Source organism: Streptomyces sp. NPDC001663 (assembly GCF_042893105.1).
Lineage (GTDB): Bacteria > Actinomycetota > Actinomycetes > Streptomycetales > Streptomycetaceae > Streptomyces.
This window is the reverse complement of sequence record NZ_JBIAUR010000002.1, coordinates 366,770-391,234: the sequence shown is the minus strand read 5'-3', so window position 1 is coordinate 391,234 and position 24,465 is coordinate 366,770. Positions and strand designations below refer to the sequence as shown.

Genomic DNA, 24,465 nt, shown 5'->3' with positions numbered 1-24,465 from the left:
CGTGACCCGGCCTGCCGCTTATTTCCGCTTTATGTACGTGCGAACGTGTCGACCGCGACGTCGAAGTACTCCTTCGCCTCCCGCACCTTCCCGACCGGCGCCGACACCCACACGTCGTACATCTGCCCGCCCTCCTCCCAGCAGAGGTCGTACGTGTGACGCGGGCCCTCCGCCGTGCTGAAGCCGTTCCAGGTGAACTCCCAGAGGGCCGCGTCATGTCCGTGCCGGGTGGTCGCGGTGACCTTGCCGTCGTGGTAACCGGGGTTGCTGTCGGGTCCCTTGGCGGCCGCGCGCCGCATCACCGCGAGCGGGCCGCCCGCTTCGGGCTCGGTGACCTTGATGCCGAGGCGGAACGTCTCTCCCGACGACATGTAGAAGACGCGCTCCCCCTGCGGTTTGCGGGTGAAGCCCTCCGGTACGGCGAGGGAGAAGCCGGCCGGGTCGTCGGCGACGCGGTAGCCGGAGGGCGCGGACGGGTGGGTCGCGGTGGCGGAGGAGGCCGTGTCCGACGCACTGGGCGTGCTCGACGCACTCGGCGTGCCGGACGACGCCGAGGCGCTCACCGAGGTCTCCGGTGCCGAACTCGTGGGCGTACGGCCCCCGTCCGCGCCGTCCCGGTTCATGAGCAGGGCGGCCGCCGACACGCCCGCCCCGGCCATCGCGGCGACGAGCAGCGCCGCCACCAGCACGCCCCGGGTGGAGCGCCGGGTCTCGACGGTGGGCGCCGGCGGTGTGGGCGCGGGCGGCCTGGGCACGTCCCGCTGGGTCGGCGTGTAGCCGGGCGGCAGCTGCGGGGAGCGGCCGGTGTCGCGGAAGGCGCGCAGCATCCGCTCCGCCTCGGCCGCGTCCAGCCGCCGGTCCGGATCCCGCTCCAACAGCCCTCGTACGACGGGAAGGATCGGCCCGGCCTGCACGGGCGGGCGGATCTCGTCGAAGACGACGGCGTGCAGGATGCCGCCCAACGAGTCGCGCCGGAACGGCGATTCACCGCTCAGCGCCGTGCACAGCAGCGCGCCCAGCGACCACAGGTCGGACTCGGGCCCGGTCCTGGCCCCCGACATCCGCTCCGGCGCGGTGTACTCGGGCGAGCCGACGAAGGAGCCGGTCTCCGTGAGCGTCGTGGCGCCTGCGACCTGGGCGATGCCGAAGTCGGTGAGGACGACCCGGTCCGAGCCGGACTCCAGCAGGACGTTGGCCGGTTTGATGTCGCGGTGCAGGACCCCGGCCTCGTGCGCCGTGCGCAGCGCGCTGAGCAGGGCGATGCCGATACGGGCGGCCTCGGCCGCGTCGACCGGCCCGCGCGCGGAGATCCGGTCGGCGAGGGAGCCGCCGTCGATCAACTCCATGACGATGTACGGGCGTTCGTCGTGCTCGACGACGTCATGGACGACGATGATGTGCGGGTGGCGCAGCTGGGCCACCGCCCGGGCCTCGCGCAGGGTGCGGTCGCGCTGGCGCCGGGCCTCGTCCACGGAGAGCGCGTCGTCGATGTCGAGGGGGATCTCCTTGACCGCCACCTGCCGGCCGAGCAGCTCGTCGGTCGCCCGCCACACCACGCCCATGCCACCGCGCCCGAGCCTGGACTCCAGCCGGTACCGGCCCGCGATGACGCGGACGTTCTCCCCCTCGGTCCCCATGCGCCCCATCATGCCGCACCGGACGGACCGGCTCCGGGGCGGCGACCGGCCAACCCCGTCAGGACGTCACTGGGCAGTCTTCTCCTGCCAGCCCTGCAGCACCGACTTGAACTGCTTGCTCGTCCTCGCCCAGTCCGCCGCCGGCGAGGACATGTAGATGGCGTACTCGGACCCGTCGCGGGCCATGTACGTCTCCTCGATGGCGCGGCGCGGCCCGGGGAAGGGCGTGTCCTTCGCCTGCGCGGTCCAGGTGTACTCCCACAGGGAGCCGGCGCGGTCGCGGTAGTTGTTCTGCTCCATGCGCACCCGCTTGTAGTCGACCAGCCGTTGGAGCTGCTGCTCCAGGTCCAGCTGGTGCGAGTACGCGTCCTTGAAGTCGGGTGAGGTGTCGATGGCAATGCGAACGAAGTGCTTACCGCCATCGGGCGTGTAGTCGACCTGTCTGAGGTCGGGGTCGACGCCGGTGCCGGCGACTTCCTTCCGCTTCCAGCCCTTGGGCAGGTCGATGCTGAAGCCCCACTGGTCGTCGTACTGTTTCCAGTTGGCGGGAGCGGTTCCGTCGACGCCCTGCGTGGGCGAGCTCGTCGGCGACGGGCTCTGCGAGGCGGAGGGACCCGCCGAGCCACTCGGCCGGCCCTCGTTCTGCAGCACATAGGCCGTGCCGCCGGCGACGATCGCGGCGAGCGCGACCGCGAGCACGAAGGCGCGCAGTCGGCGGCGCTTCGGCGCGGGAGCGGGAGGGGCGCCGATGGTGGTCGGGTGCCCCGGACCCATCCCGTTCGGGCCGTACGCGGTCGGTCCGGTCACCGGCGGGTACGGCGTCGCGGAGCCGGTCTGCGGCCCCGTCTGGGGGCCGGTGTGCGGGCCCGTGCCGGTCGTCGTCTCGTAGCGGGACCCGGTGTGCTGCGTCGGGACGTAGACCTGTGCCCCGTGCGGCCGCCGTCCCTCCGCCGCCTCGGCGAGCAGCTGTTCGGTCTCGGCCGCGCCCGGACGTGCGGCGGGGTCCTTGTGCAGCAGGGCGGTCAGGACGGGTCCGAGGGGGCCCGCGTACTGCGGATCGCCGGCGTCCTCCTCGACGACCGCCTGCATGGTGGACAGCGGCGAGGTGCGCCGGAACGGCGAGCGGCCCTCCACCGCCGTGTACAGCGTGGCGCCGAGCGCCCACAGGTCGGAGGCGGGGCCCGGGTCGTGGCCGCGGACGCGCTCGGGGGCCAGGTAGTCGACCGAGCCGACGACCTCGCCGGTGCGGGTGATGGTCGTATCACCCTCGATCTGGGCGATGCCGAAGTCGGTGAGGAGCACGCGCCCGTCGTGCCCGATGAGCACGTTGCCGGGCTTCACATCGCGGTGCAGGACACCGGCGGAGTGCGCGGCGCGCAGCGCCCGCAGCACCCACAGGCCGATCCGGGCGGCCTCGGCGGGCTCGACCCGCCCGCGCTCCTTGACCGCGTCCGCCAGCGAGTAGCCCTCGACCAGCTCCATCACGATCCACGGCCGGCCGTCGTGCTCGAGCACGTCATGGACGGTGACGACGGCGGAGTGGTTGATGCGCGCGGCGGCCCGCGCCTCCGCGCGTGTACGTGCGAGCAGCCGCTCCTGGTCGCTCTCGGAGACGTAGAGCGCGGCGGTCAACTCCTTGATCGCGACGGCACGGTGCAGCACCTCGTCGTGCGCACGCCACACCCGGCCCATGCCCCCGCTGCCGATGGAGTCGGCGAGCCGGTAGCGGCCCGCGACAAGCTGGCCCTGCATCTGATTCACGTTGCCCCGCAATGCTCTTGACAGGGTCAGACTAAGTACTGGCCCACGGCCAGGGAACCACGGGGGTCCCAAGGAAACCGCACTGTGACGGTTGTCGCTTCGCTGTGACGCGAGTCAACCCCTGGGCCCGTCACGGGCTGTTCACCGGCCGGATCGGTCGGTCACTTCGTCCATCAGTCGGTCACTCCGAGTCCATCAGCCGGTCACCTGATACGTAGTCGAAGCCTGCTCGTACAGCTTCGTCACCTCGTCCCGCTGCGACTCCGGCCCGCGCACCTGCACCACGTGGTACCGCCCGTTGACGAGCATCGCGAGGTTGCGCACATAGAGGTCCTGCCCGTCGTCGTCGGTCCAGGTGAACTGCCCCTCGGCCATGGTCCGCGTCCCCACGGTGACGGTGCGAAGCCCGGTCGCGGTGGCCCAGCTGGAGCTGCGGTACGGCTGCAACTCGTGCTCCGTGTCCCGCTGGTACGCCATCGGATCGCTGCCGTAGGTGACCGCGCCGTCCCGTCCGGGGACGACGATGAGCTCGAAGTCGCCGTGCGAGTACACGATCTGGTTCCAGCTGTTCTTGTCCGCGCGGGACCAGCCCTTGGCCACGGCGACCTGGAAGCCCTCGGGGTCCTTGCGCAGCGTGAAGCCCTTGGCGACCTCGGGCCCCGTGGTCTGCGTCTCGGTCGCCCCGGCCGACTTCGACGGACTGCTCTCGGACTTGGGCGAGGTCTGGTCGGGCCGCGGCTCGCTGCTCGCCTCCTGGTCCGACTGCTCGGGGGCGGGGCTCACCTCCCCCGCGGTGCCGGTACGGCCACTGCCCGCCGCGCCGTCCTCGCCGGCCTTCGGCATGAACATCACGGCGTACGCGACCGCGGCGGCCAGCAGGAGCAGTATCAGCACAAGCAGGGTCCGGCCGAGCCGACGCGGGGATTTCGTCTGCTCCTTGGCCCGCTTGTGCCGCCCGTGCGCAGTGGTCGCGGGCAGCCCCGCGCGCCGCCTGCGCACCAGCTCGCCCCGCCGCCGTACGACCGGCAGCCGGCTGGATTCGACGGGCGGCGCGGCCACGACGTGCGCACCGGCATCGGGCTCCGGCGCGGACCGCACGAGGGAGCGCAGCCAGCCGCGCACTTCCTCGAAGTCCAGCCGCTCGGTGGGGTCCTGACGCAGCAGCGACTCGACGACCGGCCTGAGCGGACCGCACTCCTCGGCGAAGGCGGGCGGCTCGGCGCACACCATCTGCACCAGCTCGGCGGTCGACTCCTCCGGATACGGCGCATGCCCCTGCACGGCCCTGAAGAGCAGCGCCCCGAGCGCCCACAGGTCGGTGGCGGGCCCGATCGGCGGCGCCAACTGCCAGTTCTCGTGCACGGGTCCGGCCTGCTCCGGCGCCCAACGCTCCGTCACCGGGCCCACGACGGCCATCCGCGCCTGCCGCGCCCGCTCGGCGGCGAGCGCGGTGGCGGGACCGCGCGGGGCGGCGGGGGTGCCGGCCACCAGGTCGTCCCAGCGGCTGGGCGGAGTTGCGGCGGAGGCGGGACCGGGCAGGGCGGCAGCGTGGGAGGCCTGTGTCGGAACCCCCGCCGGAGGCGCCGTGTCGAGGCCGGGCGCCGACACACCGGACGCGAAGGAGGCACCGTCGCCCTCGCCACCGCCCCCGGGCGGCAGCGCCGAACGCCCGCTGTGGCCCGGGAGTTGGGCCGCTCCGTTGCCCCCGGCCATCGGTGCGCCGCCGGTCGAGGTGCGGGGCGCGGCCCCGTGCCAGGAGGTGGCGCTCACGCCGTAGGGGTCGGCTATCTGGCCCGGAGGCGCAGTGCTGCCGGGCGCGCTCTCCACGACGTCGCCGGTTGCGTACGGCTGTGCCGGGCCGCCGGGCCCCGCCGCGGGGCCGCCCTCGGGCGCGGGGCGGGCACCGGGCAGTGCCGCACGACCGTTCTGCGCCTCCTGAACCCTGGCCGCTGCCCGGGCTCCCGCCCGATACGCGGCGATCGCCCCGGCCCGCGCGGCCCGGATGTCCCCACCGCTCTCGAGGGCCTTGGGCGCGAAGCCCCCGGTCGCCCCCGCTCCGTTCGCCGTCTCGGTCCCGGCGCTCGGCAGCCCGCCGGCTGCCCGAGCCTTGATGGCGGCACGCCGCGCCGCCTCGGGGTCGGCGTCCCCCGGCCCGCCCTGTGCCCCGAAACCGCCTTGGGCACCCGGACCGCCGAAGGTGCCCGAACTGCCCGGACCGCCAGAGCCGTTGCCTCCACCGGTCCCACCGGCGCCGCCGTCGCCTCCGGCCCCGAGAGTCCCGGCACTTCCGTCGTCGTCCGGCGCCGGCACCGGGTCGTAACCGCACAGCGCCTCCTCCGCCGCCCCGACGGCGAGCCCGGTCAGCATCACCCGACCGTCGTCGCAGACGAGCACCGTACGGGCCGTGATGTTCCGGTGCACCCAGCCGTGCGCGTGCAGCACACGCAGCGCCATGAGGACGTCGGAGGCGACCTCGGCCGCCCGGTACGGCGTCAGCGGCTTCTCGGCGAGCAGCGCGGCCAAGGGCCGGGCCGCCACCAACTCGCTGACGATCCACAGCGAACCGCCCTCGGCGAAGACGTCGAAGACCTGGTCCAGCCGCGGATGGTCGGGTATCCGCGCCGCGGCCTGCGCGGCCTCGACCGCACGCCGTACGGCCGGATCGGTGGGCCGCCGGGGACCACCGCGCCCGGAGGGCCGCCGCGCCCCGCGGTCCCGCGGATCACGCGCCGTGAACCCGTCGGGCAGCCCCTCCGCGTCGAGCACCTCCGCCTCGACGACCTCCGGCAACGGCACCTGCCTGACGAGGACTTCCTGCCCGCTGTAGGTGTCGAAGGCCCGGGTCTCGGTGAGTTCGTACTCGTCGGACGGCGGCAACGGCAGGCGGTAGCGGTCGGCGAGTACCCGTCCCGCATAGTCGTCCACGTTGCCTCCCCCAGCCGCCCGGTTGGTCAATTCCGTTCGTCTTGCGCCCCGTTCCGAACGCATACCCGGATGCGTACGGTCCGCAAGCCTTCACGATACGTGCCGGAGGCAACCCGCAAAGAGGGATCCCAGATCTCACGCCTCAAACACAGGACCGGTCACTTTACGACTTCGGTTCGAACGTCTTCGCGAGCGTCTTCCAGGTGTTCTCGCGGAGACCACTGTCCCAATTGGCGTCTTTTGCCGTGTACATCAGCGCATATCCGAGATGCTCGTTGACGACGAACCCGCGGTCGATGGTCCGGTACTTGGTCCCGCCCTCCACATAGGAGAACTCCCAGTCGGCCGTGTTCCAACCGCGGTAGCTCACCTTCTCTATGCGGATCTTCTTGTACTGCGAGCGCGTCATGTAGCGCTCCTGGTTCTCCCAGTCGGACACCGGGTCGCCCTTGGGCGTGGACGTCCAGGCGACGAGCAGCTTCTGCCCGTCGGGCCCCGTGAACCGGTCCCCCGCCGCACCCGTGGACTGGTAGCTCCACCCCTTGGGCAGCCCGATCGAGTACCCCTGGCTCCCGTTGTACGTCTTCACCGCGCTGCCGCCCGCGGACGAACCGTCCGCCGCCGCACCGCTTCCGCCGGACGCGCTCGGGCCGTTGCTGGGCGTGCTCCCGGCCGACGAGCCGGCGTCGGACTGGCTCGAACCGTCCGTACCGCTCCCGCTCTTGTCCTCCTTGGTGTCGGCACTGGCCGACGCGCTCGCGGAGGCCTTGCCGCCACTGCCCTTGGCACCGTTGGTGTTCTTGCCGTCGTCCCCGCCGAGCGTGAGCGCCAGCACGGTCCCGAGCACGGCGAGCACCACGACCACCGCGATGATCACCAGCGTCCGCTTCGGCACCACGTCGGTGAGCGGAGCCCTGGGCACGGGCCGCGGCGGCAGATCCGGCGGAGTCATCACGGGCCACCCCGAACTCCGCCCCCCGGCCTGCTGGTTCGCCCCCTGCGCCCCTCGCTCCCGGCTCCCGGCGGCCGCTCCACTCGAGGACGCCGAAGAGGCCGAGGAAGGCGCGGCTCCCGAGGAGCCGGCAGCCGCCGGCGCCCCCGCGGACTGCGAGGGAATCGTCGGCGCAGAAGACGGTGCGGAAGGCGCCGGAGGCACGGGCGGCATCGGCTTCGTCGGCGGGCTGGAATCCTTCGGTGTGGTCGAAGCGGCCGGAGCCGAAGAACCGGCCGCACGGGCAGCCCCCGAAGCCCCGCCCTCGGCAGCCGCTCCGGTGGACGCAGTACCACCGGCCCCGGCACCACCGGAGCCCGAACCCGCCGTACCACTCCCCGACTTGCTCCGAGCGCCAGCCGCCGAACCGGCCGCCGCCCCCGCAGCCACGGCGGCCTTCCGCACGGAACGCAGCGCCCCGCGCAGCTTCTCCGCCGCCTCCTCGCCCCGCTTTCCGCCGGAGCCCCCCGAACTCCCCTTGCCCGCGGGCACGTCGGGCTGCACCGGAATCGGCACGACCCTGGTCGCGTCCGCCGGCGGCTCCGGCTCGGCCTCCTTCGGCTCGGGCGCGTGGATCACACGGTTGAGCATCGCCCGCGCACCCGCGTCGTCGAGCCGCTTGGCGGGATCCTTGGTCAGCAGCCCGTAGATGACGTCCTTCAGCGGCCCCGCGTTCTTCGGCTCCTCCATCGGCTCGGTCATCACGGCGGTCAGCGTCGCGATCGCGGAGCCCTTGTCGTACGGCGGCACGCCCTCGACCGCCGCGTACAGCAGTCCGCCGAGCGACCAGAGGTCGGCCGCGGGCCCGGGCTTGTGCCCGCGGGCCCGCTCCGGGGAGATGTAGGAGGGCGCGCCGACGAGCATGCCGGTCGAGGTGATGGACGGGTCGCCCTCGACCTGGGCGATGCCGAAGTCGGTGAGCACAACCCGGTCGGTTTCGCCCTCCAGCAGCACGTTCGACGGCTTCACGTCACGGTGCAGGATGCCTTCGCGGTGCGCCGACCGCAGCACGTCGAGGATCGCGAGCCCGACCTCGGCCGCGCGCTTCGGCTCCAGCAGGCCGTCCTCCCGGATGACCTCGGCGAGCGACTTGCCCTCGACGAGCTCCATCACGATCCACGGCCGGTCGTCCTCCTCGACCACGTCGAAGACCGTCACCGCGCTGTTGTTGCGGATCCGCGCGATCGCCTTGGCCTCGCGCAGTGTCCGTGTGATCAGCCGGCGCTTCTCGTCCTCGTCGATGTTCGACGGGAACCGCAGCTCCTTGACGGCGACCGTCCGGCCGAGGGTCTCGTCCTCGGCCCGCCACACCGTGCCCATGCCACCGCGGCCGAGCACTCCTCCCAGCCGGTACCGCCCGGCGAGAAGACGCTCGCTCTTGTCCTGACGAGTGTCCTGACGAGATGTCCCCGCCCGCTCCGCCTCCGACATGCGTCCCCTCATGCAACCCGCCCTGACAGAGCCTCCATTGTCCCTCACCCGACAAGTGCCCGACGCCCAGGGTGCCCGTGAGGCCCCACCGGGGCCCTGTGCACCCGGGGCCCCGCTGAAGCGCACGTTCCGCCGCCCTGCATGATGGGCCCCGACAAGGGAGGACCCCCGCGATGACGCCGCTTCGGACGCTACTCGCCGTACCTGTGTCCCTGGCCCTCCTCGGTCTCGCCCCGACTGCCTCCTCGGCGCCCGCCGTACCGGCCACGGACACGGTCCTCCCGCTGCTGGTCACCAGGGGCGGAGCCCCTGCCGCGGCCCTCCTGGCCCGCGAGGAGTCCGGCACCCGCTACGCCCAGGCCGGCCGGGGAATCGCCCGCGACGACCACTTCCGCGCCGGCAGCATCACGAAGACCTTCATCGCGACGGTCGTCCTGCAACTCGCGGCGGAACACCGGCTGTCCCTGTCCGACACGGTGGAGCAGCACCTGCCGGGCCTGGTGCACGGAGCGGGCAACGACGGTCGCGCGCTGACCCTGCGTTCCCTGCTCACCCACACCAGCGGCCTGTACGACTTCACCCGGGACACCGGGGGCATCGTCCCCCTGACCCCCGATCAGGCCGTACGCATCGCGCTCACCCACCCCCCGGCCGACCGCGGCCGCTTCCGCTACTCGAACACCAACTACGTCCTGCTCGGCATGGTCGTCCGGCAGGTCACCGGCCACTCGTACGCCACCGAGGCCGAGCGCCGCATCATCGCTCCGCTGGGTCTGACGGGCACCTCCTTCCCCGGATCCCGCACCTCCCTGCCCTTCCCGCACGGCCGCGCCTACACGGCCGCCGGGACCGATGTCACCGAACTCGACCCGCGGGTGGCCGGAGCTGCGGGCGAGCTGGTGACCACGCTCGCCGACCTGGACCGCTTCTACGCGGCCCTGCTCGGCGGCGAACTGCTGCCCCCGCGCCGGCTGCGCGAGATGCGCGACACCCGTACCGCACACGGCTCGTACGGCATGGGCCTGTTTCCCGTGAAGCTGCCGTGCGGCATCACGGTGTGGGGGCACAACGGGCGCATCACCGGCAGTTACGTGCGCACCGCAGCCACCGTCGACGGCCGGCGTGTCCTCACCTTCCGCGTGAACACGGACGCGATCGCAGACCCCGGCCTCGAACCACGGCTGCTCGCCGCCGAGTTCTGCCCCCGCACCCCGTAGAACGACCCGGTTCCGAACGAAGATCCCGGTTCACGACACTCGTTCGGGTGATGTCGAGCCGCACACGGAGCACAGGCGCAGTGCGACGATCGGCCCCGGCTCAGAGCGGCACGATGTCCGGCGCCCCCAGCCGTGCCGCATCCGCCGTCAGATCGTCCGGCTGCCGCTGCGACTCCCGCTCGGCCTCCACCCGCTTCTCGTAGTGCTCGACCTCGCGCTCGATCTGGTCCTTGTCCCAGCCCAGCACCGGCGCCATCAGCTCGGCGGCCTCCCGGGCGCTCCGCGTCCCCCGGTCGAAGGTCTCGATGGAGATGCGGGTGCGCCGGGTCAGCACGTCGTCCAGGTGCCGGGCGCCCTCGTGCGAGGCGGCGTAGACGATCTCGGCGCGCAGATAGTCGTCGGCGGCCTGCAGGGGCTCGCCGAGCGACGCATCGGCGGCGACGAGGTCGAGGACCTCCTCCGCCATCGACCCGTACCGGTTCAACAGGTGCTCCACGCGCACCACATGGAGGCCGGTGCGCGCGGCCGTCCGCGCCCGCGCGTTCCACAGCGCGTGGTAGCCCTCGGCCCCCAGCAGCGGCACGTCCTCCGTCACGCACTCGGCGACCCGCATGTCGAGCCCGTGCACCGCCTCGTCGACCGCGTCCTTGGCCATCACCCGGTACGTCGTGTACTTGCCGCCCGCCACCACGACCAGCCCGGGCGCGGGATGCGCGACCGTGTGTTCGCGCGACAGCTTGCTGGTGGCGTCCGACTCGCCGGCCAGCAGCGGGCGCAGCCCCGCGTACACGCCCTGCACGTCGTCCCGCGTCAGCGGCACCGCGAGCACCGAGTTCACATGCTCTATGAGGTAGTCGATGTCCGCGCTGGAGGCGGCCGGGTGCGCCTTGTCGAGGTCCCAGTCGGTGTCCGTCGTGCCGATGATCCAGTGCCGTCCCCACGGGATGACGAACAGCACGGACTTCTCGGTGCGCAGGATCAGCCCGGACGAGGAGTTGATGCGGTCCTTCGGTACGACCAGGTGGATGCCCTTGGACGCCCGGACGTGGAACTGCCCGCGCTCTCCGACCATGGCCTGGGTGTCGTCGGTCCACACGCCCGTCGCGTTCACGATCTGCTTGGCGCGGATCTCGTACTCGCCGCCCGCCTCGACGTCCTGCACGCGCGCACCGACAACCCGTTCGCCCTCCCGCAGAAAGCTCGTCACGCGCGCGCGGTTGGCGACCTTCGCGCCGTAGGACGCCGCCGTGCGCACCAAGGTGGCCACATAGCGGGCGTCGTCCATCTGGGCGTCGTAGTACTGCAGGGCTCCGACCAGCGCGTTCTTCTTCAGGGCGGGTGCCACGCGCAGGGCGTGCCGGCGGGTCAGGTGCCGGTGCATCGGCAGACCCCGGCCGTGTCCGCGGGCCATGGACATGGCGTCGTAGAGCGCGACGCCCGAACCGGCGTACAGGCGCTCCCAGCCCTGGTGCTGCAGCGGATACAGAAACGGCACCGGCTTCACCAGGTGCGGGGCGAGCCGCTCCAGCAGCAGGCCGCGCTCCTTGAGCGCTTCTCGTACGAGTGCGAAGTCGAGCATCTCCAGATAGCGCAGTCCGCCGTGGATCAGCTTGCTGGACCTGCTGGAGGTGCCCGACGCCCAGTCACGCGCCTCGACCAGGCCCGTGGACAGGCCGCGCGTCACGGCGTCCAGTGCGGTGCCCGCGCCGACCACACCGCCGCCCACGACCAGCACGTCCAGCTCTCGCTCGGCCATTCCCGCCAGTGACTCGGCTCGCTGCGCCGGCCCCAGTGTCGCTGTCCTCACCGCTGCCTCCTGCTGTCGGTAGCGCCGGCCGCACCCGTCGGGCGAAGCCCGGTTCCTCTCCCTCCCCTGCCCAAATTCTGACCGGCTTGCCCGACTTCAGCCACCACTCACCCCCAGCCTGTGGACAACATTCCCGTGACCTCCGGAAAACACGTACGAGCAATCCCGCAAATCGGCATATTTACTCCTAGTCTGACATTGCGCCTCGCCCGTCCTGTCCACAGGGCTTGCGCATGTGTCCCGCTTCGGTTACTGAGAAGGACGGCCCACGCCATGCCCGCAGATCTCGCCGTCATCGGACTCGGCCCGTTCGGCCTGCCCCTGGCGCAGGCAGCCGTCACCGCCGGCATTCCCACGCTCGGCTACCGCACCGGGCCCGAGACGGGCTCCCTCAGCCCCGCCGAACTGCGCCGGATGCTCTCGGGGGGCTTCCGGCACGCCACCAGCCCGGGCGAGCTCGGCCGCGTGCGCACCGCGGTCATCTGCGCGCCGACCCCACGCGGCGCGGACGCCGCGCTCGACCTCGGCCAGGTGGAGGCGGCCGGGCGCGCCCTGGCCGCGCACATGCGCCCGCACACCACCGTCATCCTGGAGTCGCCCGTGCCCCCGGGCACGACCGAGGAGTTCCTCCGTCCCCTCCTCGAGAAGGGCTCCGGGCTGCGCGCGGGCCGCGACTTCCACCTCGCCTACTCCCCCAGCCGAGTGGACCCCGGAAACCGCGCCTTCACCCCGGCCAACACCCCGAGGGTGATCGGCGGTCTCACCCCCGCCTGCACCGAGTCCGCCGCCGCGTTCTACGGCCGCCTCACGGACAAGGTGGTACGCGCGCGTGGCCCGCGCGAGGCGGAGACCGTGGAGCTCCTGGAGACCAACTTCCGGCACGTCAACATCGCGCTCGTCAACGAGATGGCGGTCCTCTGCCACGACCTGGGCGTCGACCTCTGGGACGTCATCCGCTGCGCCGAGACCAAGCCGTTCGGCTTCCAGGCCTTCCGCCCGGGCCCCGGAGTCGGCGGCCACACCGTCCCCCAGGACCTGACCCGCGCCGCCGGCCGCACCCTGCGGATGGTCGAACTGGCCCAGCAGGTCAACAGCCAGATGCCCCGTTACGTCGTCCAGCGCGCCGCGGCGCTCCTCAACGAGCACGGCAAATCGGCGCGCGGCGCGCGCGTGCTGCTCCTCGGCGTCACGTACAAGCCCGACCTCGCCGACCAACACGGCACCCCCGCCCGGGAGATCGCCGTCCGCCTCATGGAACTCGGCGCCTCCGTCAGCTACCACGACCCGCACGTCCCGTCCTGGAACGTCCTGGACCGCCCCGTCCCCCGCGCGGACTCCCTCTACGAGGCCGCGGCCGACGCCGACCTGACGATCCTGCTCCAGCACCACCGCACGTACGACCTCCAGGGCCTGTCGGTGAAGGCACAGCTGCTGCTGGACACGCGGGGAGCTGCGCCTACGGGGGCGGCCCATCGGTTGTGAAGGGGGGCGCGCGGGTGGACGGGCTCCGGGGGCTGGTGGCAGGCGCGGCGCGGGTACCTTACGGAGACAGGTGGGGTCGGCCGCAGCGGGTACTGCGGCAGGCTCGTGGATGGATCACGGAGTGTCCGCCCCTAGTTGTCGTGGGGGCAGCCGCTCACCATCACGCCAACAAGGTGGAGCCCACCGCAGGTGGCACTGCGGCAGGCTCCTGGATGGTTCACGGAGTGTCCGCCCCTAGTTGCTCGGGGGGCGGCCGCTCACCGTCCGAAAATCCGCAAGATCCACCTCCTCCGGCACTTCACCATCCGAAGACGGATCCGATCCCAGCGAGTGGGCCTGCGGTGACTCCTTGGAAGGGGGCGCTCCAGCAACCTGGGGCGCCGACACGGACGTTATCGCTCTCGGCCCGGCTGACCAGCCCGTATCCGCCCCGAACACAACCGCGCGCCCCCGCACCACGCCGCGCGCCCCGAGTAGGCACCAGGGCACACGAAAGGGCCGGTCACCCCATCAGGTGACCGGCCCCCATCACGCCGTACGACCTACCGCTTGTGCTGCGAGTCCGCCACCGTGACCTCGACCCGCTGGAACTCCTTCAGCTCGCTGTAGCCGGTCGTGGCCATGGCCCGACGCAGCGCCCCGAAGAAGTTCATGGAGCCGTCGGGAGTATGCGACGGGCCGGTCAGCACCTCCTCGATCGTGCCGACCGTGCCGAGGTCGACCTTCTTGCCGCGCGGCAGCTCCTCGTTGACGGCCTCCATGCCCCAGTGGTGGCCCTTGCCCGGCGCGTCCGTCGCGCGCGCGAGCGGGGAGCCCATCATCACCGAGTCGGCGCCGCAGGCGATCGCCTTCGGGAGGTCGCCGGACCAGCCGACGCCGCCGTCGGCGATCACGTGCACGTACCGGCCGCCGGACTCGTCCATGTAGTCGCGGCGGGCGGCCGCCACGTCCGCGACCGCCGTGGCCATCGGCACCTGGATGCCCAGCACGTTGCGCGTGGTGTGCGCCGCGCCGCCGCCGAAGCCGACCAGGACGCCCGCCGCGCCCGTGCGCATCAGGTGCAGGGCCGCGGTGTACGTGGCGCAGCCGCCGACGATCACCGGGACGTCGAGCTCGTAGATGAACTGCTTCAGGTTCAGCGGCTCGTGCGAGCCGGAGACGTGCTCCGCGGAGACCGTCGTACCGCGGATGACGAAGATGTCCACGCCCGCGTCCACGACCGCCTTGGAGAACTGCGCCGTGCGCTGCGGGGAGAGCGCGGCCGCCGTGACCACGCCGGAGTCGCGCACCTCCTTCAGGCGCGCGCCGATCAGCTCCTCCTTGATGGGGGCGGCGTAGATCTCCTGCAGCCGGCGGGTCGCGGTCTCCGCGTCGAGCTCGACAATTTCGTCGAGCAGCGGCTGCGGGTCCTCGTGCCGCGTCCACAGGCCCTCGAGGTTCAGCACGCCCAGGCCGCCGAGCTCGCCGATGCGGATCGCGGTGGCCGGAGAGACGACCGAGTCCATGGGGGCGGCCAGGAAGGGCAGCTCGAAGCGGTAGGCGTCGATCTGCCAGGCGATCGAGACCTCCTTCGGGTCCCGCGTACGGCGGCTGGGGACGACGGCGATGTCGTCGAAGGCGTACGCCCGGCGGCCGCGCTTGCCGCGCCCGATCTCGATCTCAGTCACGTCTGTGGCCTTTCCCTCTGCGTTTCAGCGCCTCCAGTATCGCCGACGGGTACGACAAGGGCGGCCCCGGATGCTCCGGGACCGCCCTTTGGAAGCCTGAGAACTACTTGCTGCTGTAGTTCGGTGCCTCGACCGTCATCTGGATGTCGTGCGGGTGGCTCTCCTTGAGACCCGCGGAGGTGATCCGCACGAAGCGGCCCTTGGTCTCCATCTCATCGATGCTGGCGGCGCCCACATAGCCCATGGTCTGGCGCAGACCGCCGACGAGCTGGTGCAGGACGTTGGCCAGCGGACCGCGGTAGGGCACCTGGCCCTCGATGCCCTCGGGCACAAGCTTGTCGTCGGAGGCGATCTCGGCCTGGAAGTAGCGGTCCTTCGAGTACGACTTTGCCTGGCCCCGGGACTGCATGGCGCCGAGCGAGCCCATGCCGCGGTACGACTTGAACTGCTTGCCGTTGATGAACTGCAGCTCGCCGGGCGACTCCTCGCAGCCCGCGAGCAGGCTGCCGAGCATCACCGTGTCGGCACCGGCGGCGAGCGCCTTGCCGATGTCGCCGGAGTACTGCAGGCCACCGTCACCGATCAGCGGGATGCCTGCCGGGCGGGCCGCGAGGGACGCCTCGTAGATGGCGGTGACCTGCGGGACACCGATGCCGGCGACCACTCGGGTGGTACAGATCGAGCCCGGGCCCACACCGACCTTGATGCCGTCGACGCCGGCGTCGATCAGCGCCTGGGCGCCGTCGCGCGTGGCGACGTTGCCGCCGATCACGTCGACGCGCACGCTCGACTTGATCTTCGACATCCAGCTGAGGGCGTTGCTGTTGTGCCCGTGCGAGGTGTCGACGACCAGGAAGTCCACACCGGCCTCGGCGAGCGCCTGGGCGCGCTCCAGCGCCTCGGGGCTGGCACCGACGGCGGCACCGACCAGCAGCCGGCCCTCGGAGTCCTTGGCGGCCTTGGGGTACTGCTCGGCCTTCACGAAGTCCTTGACCGTGATCAGGCCCTTGAGGACACCCGCGTCGTCGACCAGCGGAAGCTTCTCGATCTTGTGCCTGCGCAGCAGCTCCATGGCCTCGACGCCGGAGATGCCCACCTTGCCGGTGACCAGCGGCATCGGGGTCATGACCTCGCGCACCTGGCGGGAGCGGTCGCTCTCGAAGGCCATGTCGCGGTTGGTGACGATGCCGAGCAGCTTGCCGCCGCCGTCGACGACCGGCACACCGCTGATGCGGAACTTGGCGCACAGCGCGTCGGCATCGGCCAGCGTCGCGTCCGGGTTCACCGTGATCGGGTCGGTGACCATGCCGGACTCGGAGCGCTTCACGAGGTCGACCTGGTTGACCTGGTCCTCGATGGAGAGGTTGCGGTGCAGCACACCGACGCCGCCCTGGCGGGCCATCGCGATCGCCATGCGGGACTCGGTCACCTTGTCCATCGCCGCCGAGAGCAGCGGGATGTTCACCCGGACGTTGCGGGAGATGCGGGACGAGGTGTCGACCGCGTTGGGGAGCACTTCCGATGCACCCGGCAGCAGCAGCACGTCGTCGTAGGTCAGCCCGAGTGTCGCGAATTTACCGGGCACTCCGTCGACGTTTGCAGTCATGACACCTTCCCCAAATGGCCTTGATCGGTGCGGATGTCCATGCTAACGGGAAGCACGGCTCTCGAATTCCACGGTTCCGGGTGACCATGGGCTTCGTATGTTCGTACGGAATTGTCGAGCGGCCTGCTCAAGGAAGGCGTCTACGGCGCAGGCGTCACTGTTCCGCGAGTGCCCTGAGGCGGCTCAGCGCCCGGTGCTGGGCCACCCGGACCGCTCCGGGTGACATTCCCAACATCTGGCCCGTCTCCTCGGCCGTGAGGCCCACCGCGATGCGCAGCAGGAGCAGTTCGCGCTGGTTCTCGGGGAGGTTGGCCAGGAGTTTCTTGGCCCATTCGGCGTCGCTGCTGAGCAGGGCGCGCTCCTCCGGGCCGAGCGAGTCGTCCGGCCGCTCCGGCATCTCGTCGGAGGGAACCGCCGTCGAGCCCGGGTGCCGCATCGCCGCCCGCTGCAGGTCCGCGACCTTGTGCGCGGCGATGGCGAACACGAACGCCTCGAAGGGCCGGCCGGTGTCCCGGTAGCGCGGCAGCGCCAGGAGGACGGCGACACAGACCTCCTGCGCGAGGTCCTCCACGAAGTGCCGGGCGTCGCCCGGCAGCCGGGACAGACGGGTGCGGCAGTAGCGCAGCGCCAGGGGGTGGACATGGGCGAGCAGGTCATGCGTGGCCTGCTCGTCTCCGTCGACCGCGCGATGGACGAGTGCACCGATCGCCCCTGCGGCACTCGCCGCCTCGTCGTCGCGCATCGGTCCATGGTGCCTTGCGGCCGCGCGGCCCGTGGCACCGTGTCCGATGTTGTGCACCGAAGCGTTATGAGCAGGTGCGCCGGAACTCATCCCTTGCGCCCTCCCCTTCCGCTCGACCGACTCGTCCCCGAGAGACTCCACATCTCAAGGATGCGGCATCCGCGCCGAAACGAGCAGCGGGCACCGTCAGCGCCACTTGACCGGGTGTGCATCCGCGCCCCCAAAGGGGCGCGGGGCGACACACCGTGTGGCTCCGCCGCGGGGGCGCGACCAGCCACAAACGACACGCACCAAGGCGACGGCCTGCACGACCGGGCTCTCAGCGAACCAGACCCCACCGGAACCCGAGAGCCACCGCATGCGCCCGGTCCGACGCGCCGAGCTTCTTGAACAACCGCCTGGCATGCGTCTTGACCGTGTCCTCGGAGAGAAAAAGCTCACGCCCGATCTCCGCGTTGGAGCGCCCGTGGCTCATGCCCTCCAGCACCTGGATCTCACGCGCGGTGAGCGTCGGCGCCGCACCCATCTCGGCGGACCGCAGCCGACGCGGGGCGAGCCGCCAGGTCGGGTCGGCAAGCGCCTGCGTGACGGTCGCCCGCAACTCCGCGCGCGAGGCGTCCTTGTGCAGATAGCCGCGCGCACCCGCGGCGACCGCGAGGGCCACGCCGTCCAGGTCCTCGGCGACGGTGAGCATGATGATGCGCGCGCCGGGGTCGGCGGAGAGCAGCCGGCGCACGGTCTCGACGCCGCCCAGACCGGGCATGCGTACGTCCATCAGAATCAGGTCCGAGCGGTCGGCGCCCCAGCGGCGGAGGACTTCCTCGCCGTTGGCCGCGGTCGTCACGCGCTCGACGCCGGGCACGGTCGCGACCGCGCGGCGGAGCGCCTCTCGGGCAAGCGGGGAGTCGTCGCAGACGAGGACGGATGTCATGGCCGCCCTCCGCAGCTGATGCACGTCACCTTGAGCCTCCAGGCTGGTACGAAATCGTCACCTGTGCGGTCGACCGTCTCGGACGCCTGCCCGAGCACTTGTTGCTTCAACCGCCTCCGCACTCTCAACGACGGTCACTCGAAAGAGTTACGGGGCTGTGTGCCATCTTCGGCACTCTACGTGAGGGCACGGACACGATGCAGACATGCAGGGCGGACCCTCAACGTTTCATCACAACCCATGCCCCATTTAGACCCCTTTTCTTCCCATCTGCTGGTGTCTGAGGCTAGATTCGCAATGAGTCATATTTTCATCTCCTTAGATCGTAGATGTACGGTCGTTGGCACCGTATCCGCTCAGAACGGCTACAAGGGGTCACGTAATGGCAGATTTCTCCCGCCTTCCCGGACCGAACGCGGACCTGTGGGACTGGCAGCTGCTGGCTGCCTGTCGCGGGGTGGACAGCTCGCTCTTCTTTCATCCGGAGGGTGAGCGCGGTGCGGCCCGGAGCGCTCGCGAGAACTCGGCCAAGGAGGTCTGCATGAGGTGCCCGGTACGCGCGCAGTGCGCGGCGCACGCATTGGCGGTGCGCGAGCCGTACGGCGTGTGGGGCGGCCTGACCGAGGACGAGCGCGAAGAGCTCATGGGGCGGGCGCGGAACCGGCTGGTGTCGGCGGGGGCGGCCGGCGCGGTCAACGCCTCGAACAATTGAAGGAACGTTTCTTCATTTCCGGTTTCCGAGCTCCCGGACCCCGAGCTCCCGTCGAGAAGGGCACGCATGCGTGCCCTTCTTCTTCTCTACCGCCCTGCCGCGCGCCCGAGTTGCTCCAGCGTCGCCGCGACCGCCGGCACCTGGGCCAGATCGGGCAGGGTGAGCGCCACGATCTCCCGCCGCACCGCCGGTTCCAGCGTCAGCACGCGCGCGTGGCGTGGCCGTACGGACTCGATGGCGAGTTGGGGCAGTACCGCGACGCCCAGGCCGGCGCCGACCAGGCCGACGACCGCCGGGTAGTCGTCGGTGGCGAAGTCGATGCGCGGGGTGAACCCGGCGGTCTCGCACACCTCCACCAACTGTCCGCGGCAGCGCGGGCATCCGGCGATCCACGGCTCGCGCGCGAGGTCGCCGATGGCCACGGTCCCGGCCTGCGCGAGGCGGTGCCGCTCGGGCACGAGCCCGACGAGGCGGTCGGTCAGCAGCGGTCGTACGACGAGGTCGTCCCACTCCTCGGCGCCGGCCGCACCCTCGTACCGGAAGGCGAGTGCCACGTCGCAGTCGCCCTCGCGCAACATCTCGACGGAGGCGGGCGGTTCGGCCTCCTCGAGGGAGACGCGGGTGCCGGGGTGGGCGGCGCGGAGGGCGGCGAGGGCGGTGGGGACGAGGGTGCTGCTGCCGCTCGGGAAGGAGACGAGCCGGACCCGGCCCGCGCGCAGGCCGGCGATCGCGGCGACCTCCTCCTCGGCGGCGGTGAGCCCGGCGAGGATGCCGTTCGCGTGCCGGACGAGCGCCTCGCCTGCCTGTGTCAGCCGCATCTCGCGTCCGCTGCGGATGAGCAGCGGGGTGCCGACCGAGGCCTCCAGGGCCTTCATCTGCTGGCTCACGGCGGGCTGGGTGCAGCCCAGTTCGCGGCCCGCGGCCGAGAAGGAGCCGGTGGAGGCGACGGCGCGCAGTACGCGGAGATGACGGGCTTCGATCACGGTTCGAGGATAAGTGATCCTTTGACAGTGGGCCCGATAATGCGTCGACACTTTGAGCCGAGGTCGCTTACCGTGCGGACATGAAGCTTCTGTCTGTGAACCTCGGCCGCCCGAAGCCCGTGCCGTACACGGACCAGCCCCAGGGTGTGACCGGCATCGACAAGCAGCCGGTGGACGGGCCCGTGCGGGTGGCGGCGCCCGGGCCCAAGGGGGTCGGCGCGAGCGGGCTGGCCGGGGACGCGGTGTGCGAGATGCGCCATCACGGCGGCGACGACCAGGCCGTGTACGCCGTCGCGCGCGAGGATCTCGACGACTGGGAGCGCGAGTTGAGGCGCTCGCTGCGCAACGGCTCGTTCGGCGAGAACCTCACCACCGAGGGCCTCGACGTCTCGGGCGCGCTGATCGGCGAGCGCTGGCGGATCGGGCCCGAGGTCGTGCTGGAGGTCACCTGCGGACGGATTCCCTGTCTCACCTTCCAGGGCCATCTGGGTGAGAAGGGCTGGGTGAAGCGGTTCACGCAGAAGGGTGCGCCCGGCGCGTATCTGCGGGTGATCGAGCCCGGCGAGATCCGCTCCGGCGACCCGGTCGAGATCGTGCACCGGCCGGACCACGACGTGACGGTGGCACTGCAGTTCCGGGCGGTCACCACCGAACGGGCGCTGCTGCCAAGGCTGTTGGCGGCCGGGGACGCGCTGCATCCGGACGGGCGGGAGGCGGCGCGCAGGTACCTGGAGAAGTACGGCTCCTGACGGGGGTTCAGGGGCGCCTTCTCCTCGGATGCTTCACCACCGTCGGGCCGTGTGCAGAGATCGGATCCGCACAGTCCGGGTAACTACGCTTGGCCCATGACAACGGCTCTGATTACGGGATCGACCGCGGGCATCGGTGCCGCCTTCGCGCGGCGGCTGGCGGCCGACGGGCACAACCTGGTGCTCGTCGCGCGCGACACCAAGCGGTTGCAGGAACAGGCGACCGAACTGCACGACCGGCACGGCATCGAGGCGGAGGTCCTCACCGCCGACCTTGCGACGGACGAGGGCATCGAGACGGTGGCCGCCCGCGTTTCCGATCGCAAGAACCCCGTCGACCTGCTGGTCAACAACGCCGGCTTCGGCAACAAGGGCCGCTTTCTCGACGTATCGATGGCCGACGAGCTGAAGATGCTCAAGGTGCACTGCGAGGCGGTGCTGCGGCTGACGGCGGCTGCCACCGAGGCGATGCGGGAGCGGGGGCGCGGCGGGGTCGTCAACGTCGCGTCGGTGGCCGCCTTCGTGCCGCGCGGGACGTACGGCGCTTCCAAGGCGTGGGTCGTGCAGTTCACGCAGGGCGCGGCTAAGGACCTGGCGGGCAGCGGGGTGCGGCTGATGGCGCTGTGCCCGGGGTTCGTGCGCACCGAGTTCCACCAGCGGGCCGGGATGGGGACGGACAACATCCCCGGCTGGATGTGGCTGGATGCGGACAAGCTGGTGGCGGCGGCGCTGGGAGATCTCGCGCGGGGGAAGTCGTTGTCCATCCCCGACCCGCGCTACAAGGTGCTGATGGGACTCGTGAAGGTGACGCCCCGGGGGCTGCTGGGCGGGATCTCCTCGCGTACGGGGCGGAAGTACGGGCCTCAGTAGGCGCATGGCGCCGTGCCGCCGGAGGAGGAGAATGGTGCCGTACGACCGGACCAGGCGGACCGGAGGCATCACCATGACGTTCGTACAGCTCATCGACTGCAGGACGAGCCGGTTCGATGACATCAACCGGCTGATGGACGCGTGGGTCGAACAGACCAAGGGGAAGCGGACGGCGACGCACGCGATGGTCGGCAAGGACCACTCCGACGCGTCGCACTTCATCGAGATCGTGGAGTTCCCGTCGTACGAGGAGGCGATGCGGAACTCCAACCTGCCCGAGACGGACAAGATCTTCCGGGAGATGGTGGCTCTCTGTGACGAGATGCCGACCTTCACGGATCTGGACGTCGTACGGGACGAGCAGTTGTACGCGGCCAACGCCCGGCGGTTCTTCGAGCTGCTGGCCGCCGAGGGGGAGCTGCCGCCGCTCGACGATGTGATCGCGGAGAACTACCACGACCACGATCCCGCCAACGAGCAGGACACCATCGGCATGGACGCGATGCGGCGCGAGGTCGGGATGTGGCGCGCCGGCTTCGACTTCACCTTCGAGGTCGGGGACCAGATCGCCGAGGGGGACCGCGTGTGCACGCGGTGGACCTGGAAGGGGACCCAGAAGGGCGAGTTCATGGGGATTCCCGCCAGTGGGAAGGCGGTCTCCATGACGGGTACGACCATCCAGCGGTTCGGCGAGCACGGGAAGATCGTCGAGGGATGGTGGCAGTACGACCGGCTGGGGCTGATGGCGCAGCTGGGCGCGCTCGAAGGGCTCGAGATGTAGGGGGAAACGCGAGGGCCCGGCACTCCGAGGGTGCCGGGCCCTACTGCTGACGTGTTGTCAGTGGGAGTGGCCGTGACCGTGGCCCGCGGCCGCCGGCTCCTCCTCTTCCTTCTTCTCGACGACCAGGGTCTCGGTCGTCAGAAGCAGGGAGGCGATGGAGGCGGCGTTCTCCAGGGCGGAGCGGGTGACCTTGACCGGGTCGATGACGCCTGCCTTGACCAGGTCGCCGTACTCGCCGGTGGCGGCGTTGAAGCCCTGGCCCTTCTCGAGCTCGGCGACCTTGGAGGTGATGACGTAGCCCTCCAGGCCGGCGTTCTCGGCGATCCAGCGCAGCGGCTCGACGACGGCCTTGCGGACGACGGCGACACCGGTGGCCTCGTCGCCGGTCTTGCCGAGGCCGCCCTCGAGCACCTTGGCGGCGTGGACCAGCGCGGAGCCACCACCGGAGACGATGCCCTCCTCGACCGCGGCGCGGGTCGCGGAGATGGCGTCCTCCAGACGGTGCTTCTTCTCCTTCAGCTCCACCTCGGTGGCGGCGCCGACCTTGATCACGCACACGCCGCCGGCCAGCTTCGCGAGGCGCTCCTGGAGCTTCTCGCGGTCCCAGTCGGAGTCGGTGTTCTCGATCTCGGCCTTGATCTGGGCGACGCGGCCCACGACGTCCTCGTGGTTGCCGGCGCCGTCGACGACGGTCGTGTCGTCCTTGGTGATCGTCACGCGGCGGGCGGAGCCCAGCACGTCCAGGCCGACCTGGTCGAGCTTGAGGCCGACCTCCTCGGAGATGACCGTGGCGCCGGTGAGGACCGCCATGTCCTGCAGCATCGCCTTGCGGCGGTCGCCGAAGCCGGGGGCCTTGACCGCGACCGCGTTGAAGGTGCCGCGGATCTTGTTCACGACCAGGGTGGAGAGGGCCTCGCCCTCGACGTCCTCGGCGATGATCAGCAGCGGCTTGGAGGCACCCGCCTGGATGACCTTCTCGAGCAGCGGCAGCAGGTCGGCGATCGAGGCGATCTTGCCCTGGTTGATCAGGATGTACGGGTCGTCGAGGACGGCCTCCATGCGCTCCTGGTCCGTCACGAAGTACGGCGACAGGTAGCCCTTGTCGAAGGCCATGCCCTCGGTGAAGTCCAGCTCCAGACCGAAGGTGTTGGACTCCTCGACGGTGATGACACCGTCCTTGCCGACCTTGTCCATCGCCTCGGCGATGAGCTCGCCGACCTGGCTGTCCTGGGCGGACAGACCGGCGACGGCGGCGATGTCGGACTTCTCGTCGATCGGGCGGGCGGTCGCGAGGAGCTCCTCGGAGACCGCGGCCACGGCCGCGTCGATGCCCTTCTTCAGCAGCGCCGGGGAGGCACCCGCGGCGACGTTCTTCAGGCCCTCGCGTACGAGCGCCTGGGCCAGCACGGTGGCGGTGGTGGTGCCGTCACCCGCGATGTCGTTGGTCTTGGTCGCCACCTCCTTCACCAGCTGCGCGCCGAGGTTCTCGTACGGGTCCTCGACCTCGACCTCACGGGCGATGGTGACGCCGTCGTTGGTGATGGTGGGCGCGCCGAACTTCTTGTCGATGACGACGTTGCGGCCCTTGGGGCCGATCGTCACCTTGACCGTGTCGGCCAGCTTGTTGACGCCGCGCTCGAGGGCGCGACGGGCGTCCTCGTCGAACTTCAGGATCTTCGCCATGGGAGCGGTTCAGCCCTCTCGGAAAACGTGGGTGAAACGAACTGCGCCCCTGACGCCCGGCTTCATAAGGTCGCGGGGGCCCGGGGCGCAGCTCACAAGCAAAATGTGCTTGAGGTGAATTACTTCTCGATGATCGCGAGCACGTCGCGAGCCGAGAGGACGAGGTACTCCTCGCCGTTGTACTTCACCTCGGTGCCGCCGTACTTGCTGTACAGCACGATGTCGCCGGTCTTGACGTCGAGCGGCAGGCGCTCGCCGTTCTCGAAGCGGCCCGGGCCCACGGCCAGGACGACGCCCTCCTGGGGCTTCTCCTTGGCGGTGTCCGGAATGACCAGGCCAGAGGCCGTGGTCTGCTCGGCGTCCAGCGGCTGGACCACGATGCGGTCCTCGAGCGGCTTGATGGCAACCTTGGAGCTGGCGGTCGTCACGATCCGACCTCCCCCTTCGGAGATCTCACGGGGTTAACTGTCTGAGGTGGCGACCAGGTGGA

At 71.0% G+C, this 24,465-nt stretch carries 18 protein-coding genes; 6 read left to right on the top strand and 12 right to left on the bottom strand.

Going from position 1 to position 24,465, the window contains the following annotated elements; all coding sequences use genetic code 11:
* Window positions 1-29: 29 nt before the first annotated feature.
* From ACFY1L_RS08130 to ACFY1L_RS08115, 4 genes are all read right to left on the bottom strand, one after another.
* Window positions 30-1,637, bottom strand: a complete 1,608-nt coding sequence (locus tag ACFY1L_RS08130; protein WP_388819903.1) for a serine/threonine-protein kinase — start codon at window positions 1,635-1,637, stop codon at window positions 30-32.
* Between the two features lie 66 nt (window positions 1,638-1,703).
* The gene (locus ACFY1L_RS08125) at window positions 1,704-3,389 is read right to left on the bottom strand and encodes a serine/threonine-protein kinase (protein ID WP_388819900.1); all 1,686 of its coding nucleotides are present in this window, start codon (window positions 3,387-3,389) and stop codon (window positions 1,704-1,706) included.
* A gap of 204 nt (window positions 3,390-3,593) precedes the next feature.
* Window positions 3,594-6,323, bottom strand: coding sequence for a protein kinase (locus ACFY1L_RS08120; RefSeq protein ID WP_388819897.1), 2,730 nt, complete (start codon window positions 6,321-6,323; stop codon window positions 3,594-3,596).
* 163 nt (window positions 6,324-6,486) lie between these two features.
* Window positions 6,487-8,745: a serine/threonine-protein kinase gene (locus ACFY1L_RS08115; protein WP_388821118.1), complete on the bottom strand. Its 2,259-nt coding sequence runs from the start codon at window positions 8,743-8,745 to the stop codon at window positions 6,487-6,489.
* Between the two features lie 173 nt (window positions 8,746-8,918).
* On the opposite strand from ACFY1L_RS08115, the gene ACFY1L_RS08110 reads away from it, so the two are divergent.
* Window positions 8,919-9,962 (top strand): serine hydrolase domain-containing protein, encoded by a 1,044-nt coding sequence (locus tag ACFY1L_RS08110; RefSeq protein WP_388819894.1) that lies wholly within the window; start codon window positions 8,919-8,921, stop codon window positions 9,960-9,962.
* Between the two features lie 100 nt (window positions 9,963-10,062).
* On the opposite strand, the gene ACFY1L_RS08105 is transcribed toward ACFY1L_RS08110, so the two are convergent.
* Window positions 10,063-11,769, bottom strand: a complete 1,707-nt coding sequence (locus ACFY1L_RS08105; protein WP_388819891.1) for a glycerol-3-phosphate dehydrogenase/oxidase — start codon at window positions 11,767-11,769, stop codon at window positions 10,063-10,065.
* 273 nt (window positions 11,770-12,042) lie between these two features.
* On the opposite strand from ACFY1L_RS08105, the gene ACFY1L_RS08100 reads away from it, so the two are divergent.
* Window positions 12,043-13,251: a nucleotide sugar dehydrogenase gene (locus tag ACFY1L_RS08100; protein WP_388819888.1), complete on the top strand. Its 1,209-nt coding sequence runs from the start codon at window positions 12,043-12,045 to the stop codon at window positions 13,249-13,251.
* A 542-nt stretch (window positions 13,252-13,793) separates the two neighbouring features.
* On the opposite strand, the gene ACFY1L_RS08095 is transcribed toward ACFY1L_RS08100, so the two are convergent.
* From ACFY1L_RS08095 to ACFY1L_RS08080, 4 genes are all read right to left on the bottom strand, one after another.
* Window positions 13,794-14,918, bottom strand: a complete 1,125-nt coding sequence (locus ACFY1L_RS08095; RefSeq protein ID WP_388819885.1) for a GuaB3 family IMP dehydrogenase-related protein — start codon at window positions 14,916-14,918, stop codon at window positions 13,794-13,796.
* 103 nt (window positions 14,919-15,021) lie between these two features.
* The gene (gene guaB, locus ACFY1L_RS08090) at window positions 15,022-16,524 is read right to left on the bottom strand and encodes an IMP dehydrogenase (protein WP_388819882.1); all 1,503 of its coding nucleotides are present in this window, start codon (window positions 16,522-16,524) and stop codon (window positions 15,022-15,024) included.
* Window positions 16,525-16,678: 154 nt separating this feature from the next.
* Window positions 16,679-17,266, bottom strand: a complete 588-nt coding sequence (locus ACFY1L_RS08085) for a sigma-70 family RNA polymerase sigma factor (RefSeq protein WP_093905211.1) — start codon at window positions 17,264-17,266, stop codon at window positions 16,679-16,681.
* 319 nt (window positions 17,267-17,585) lie between these two features.
* Window positions 17,586-18,197, bottom strand: coding sequence for a response regulator transcription factor (locus ACFY1L_RS08080; RefSeq protein WP_003948568.1), 612 nt, complete (start codon window positions 18,195-18,197; stop codon window positions 17,586-17,588).
* A 382-nt stretch (window positions 18,198-18,579) separates the two neighbouring features.
* Here ACFY1L_RS08080 and ACFY1L_RS08075 point away from each other — a divergent pair, with 382 nt between their 5' ends.
* Window positions 18,580-18,909, top strand: a complete 330-nt coding sequence (locus ACFY1L_RS08075) for a WhiB family transcriptional regulator (RefSeq protein WP_388819879.1) — start codon at window positions 18,580-18,582, stop codon at window positions 18,907-18,909.
* 86 nt (window positions 18,910-18,995) lie between these two features.
* Here ACFY1L_RS08075 and ACFY1L_RS08070 read toward each other — a convergent pair whose 3' ends face one another.
* Window positions 18,996-19,892: a LysR family transcriptional regulator gene (locus ACFY1L_RS08070; RefSeq protein WP_388819876.1), complete on the bottom strand. Its 897-nt coding sequence runs from the start codon at window positions 19,890-19,892 to the stop codon at window positions 18,996-18,998.
* 80 nt (window positions 19,893-19,972) lie between these two features.
* Here ACFY1L_RS08070 and ACFY1L_RS08065 point away from each other — a divergent pair, with 80 nt between their 5' ends.
* From ACFY1L_RS08065 to ACFY1L_RS08055, 3 genes are all read left to right on the top strand, one after another.
* Window positions 19,973-20,641 (top strand): MOSC domain-containing protein, encoded by a 669-nt coding sequence (locus tag ACFY1L_RS08065; protein ID WP_388819873.1) that lies wholly within the window; start codon window positions 19,973-19,975, stop codon window positions 20,639-20,641.
* Window positions 20,642-20,737: 96 nt separating this feature from the next.
* Window positions 20,738-21,511, top strand: a complete 774-nt coding sequence (locus ACFY1L_RS08060) for an SDR family NAD(P)-dependent oxidoreductase (RefSeq protein ID WP_388819870.1) — start codon at window positions 20,738-20,740, stop codon at window positions 21,509-21,511.
* A gap of 73 nt (window positions 21,512-21,584) precedes the next feature.
* Window positions 21,585-22,292, top strand: a complete 708-nt coding sequence (locus tag ACFY1L_RS08055) for an ester cyclase (protein WP_388819868.1) — start codon at window positions 21,585-21,587, stop codon at window positions 22,290-22,292.
* A gap of 57 nt (window positions 22,293-22,349) precedes the next feature.
* On the opposite strand, the gene groL is transcribed toward ACFY1L_RS08055, so the two are convergent.
* On the bottom strand, window positions 22,350-23,975 hold the full coding sequence (gene groL / locus ACFY1L_RS08050) for a chaperonin GroEL (protein WP_388819866.1): 1,626 nt from the start codon (window positions 23,973-23,975) through the stop codon (window positions 22,350-22,352).
* A 119-nt stretch (window positions 23,976-24,094) separates the two neighbouring features.
* A complete protein-coding gene (gene groES, locus ACFY1L_RS08045; RefSeq protein WP_055493212.1) occupies window positions 24,095-24,403 on the bottom strand; it encodes a co-chaperone GroES in 309 nt (102 codons plus the stop codon).
* Window positions 24,404-24,465: the final 62 nt, after the last annotated feature.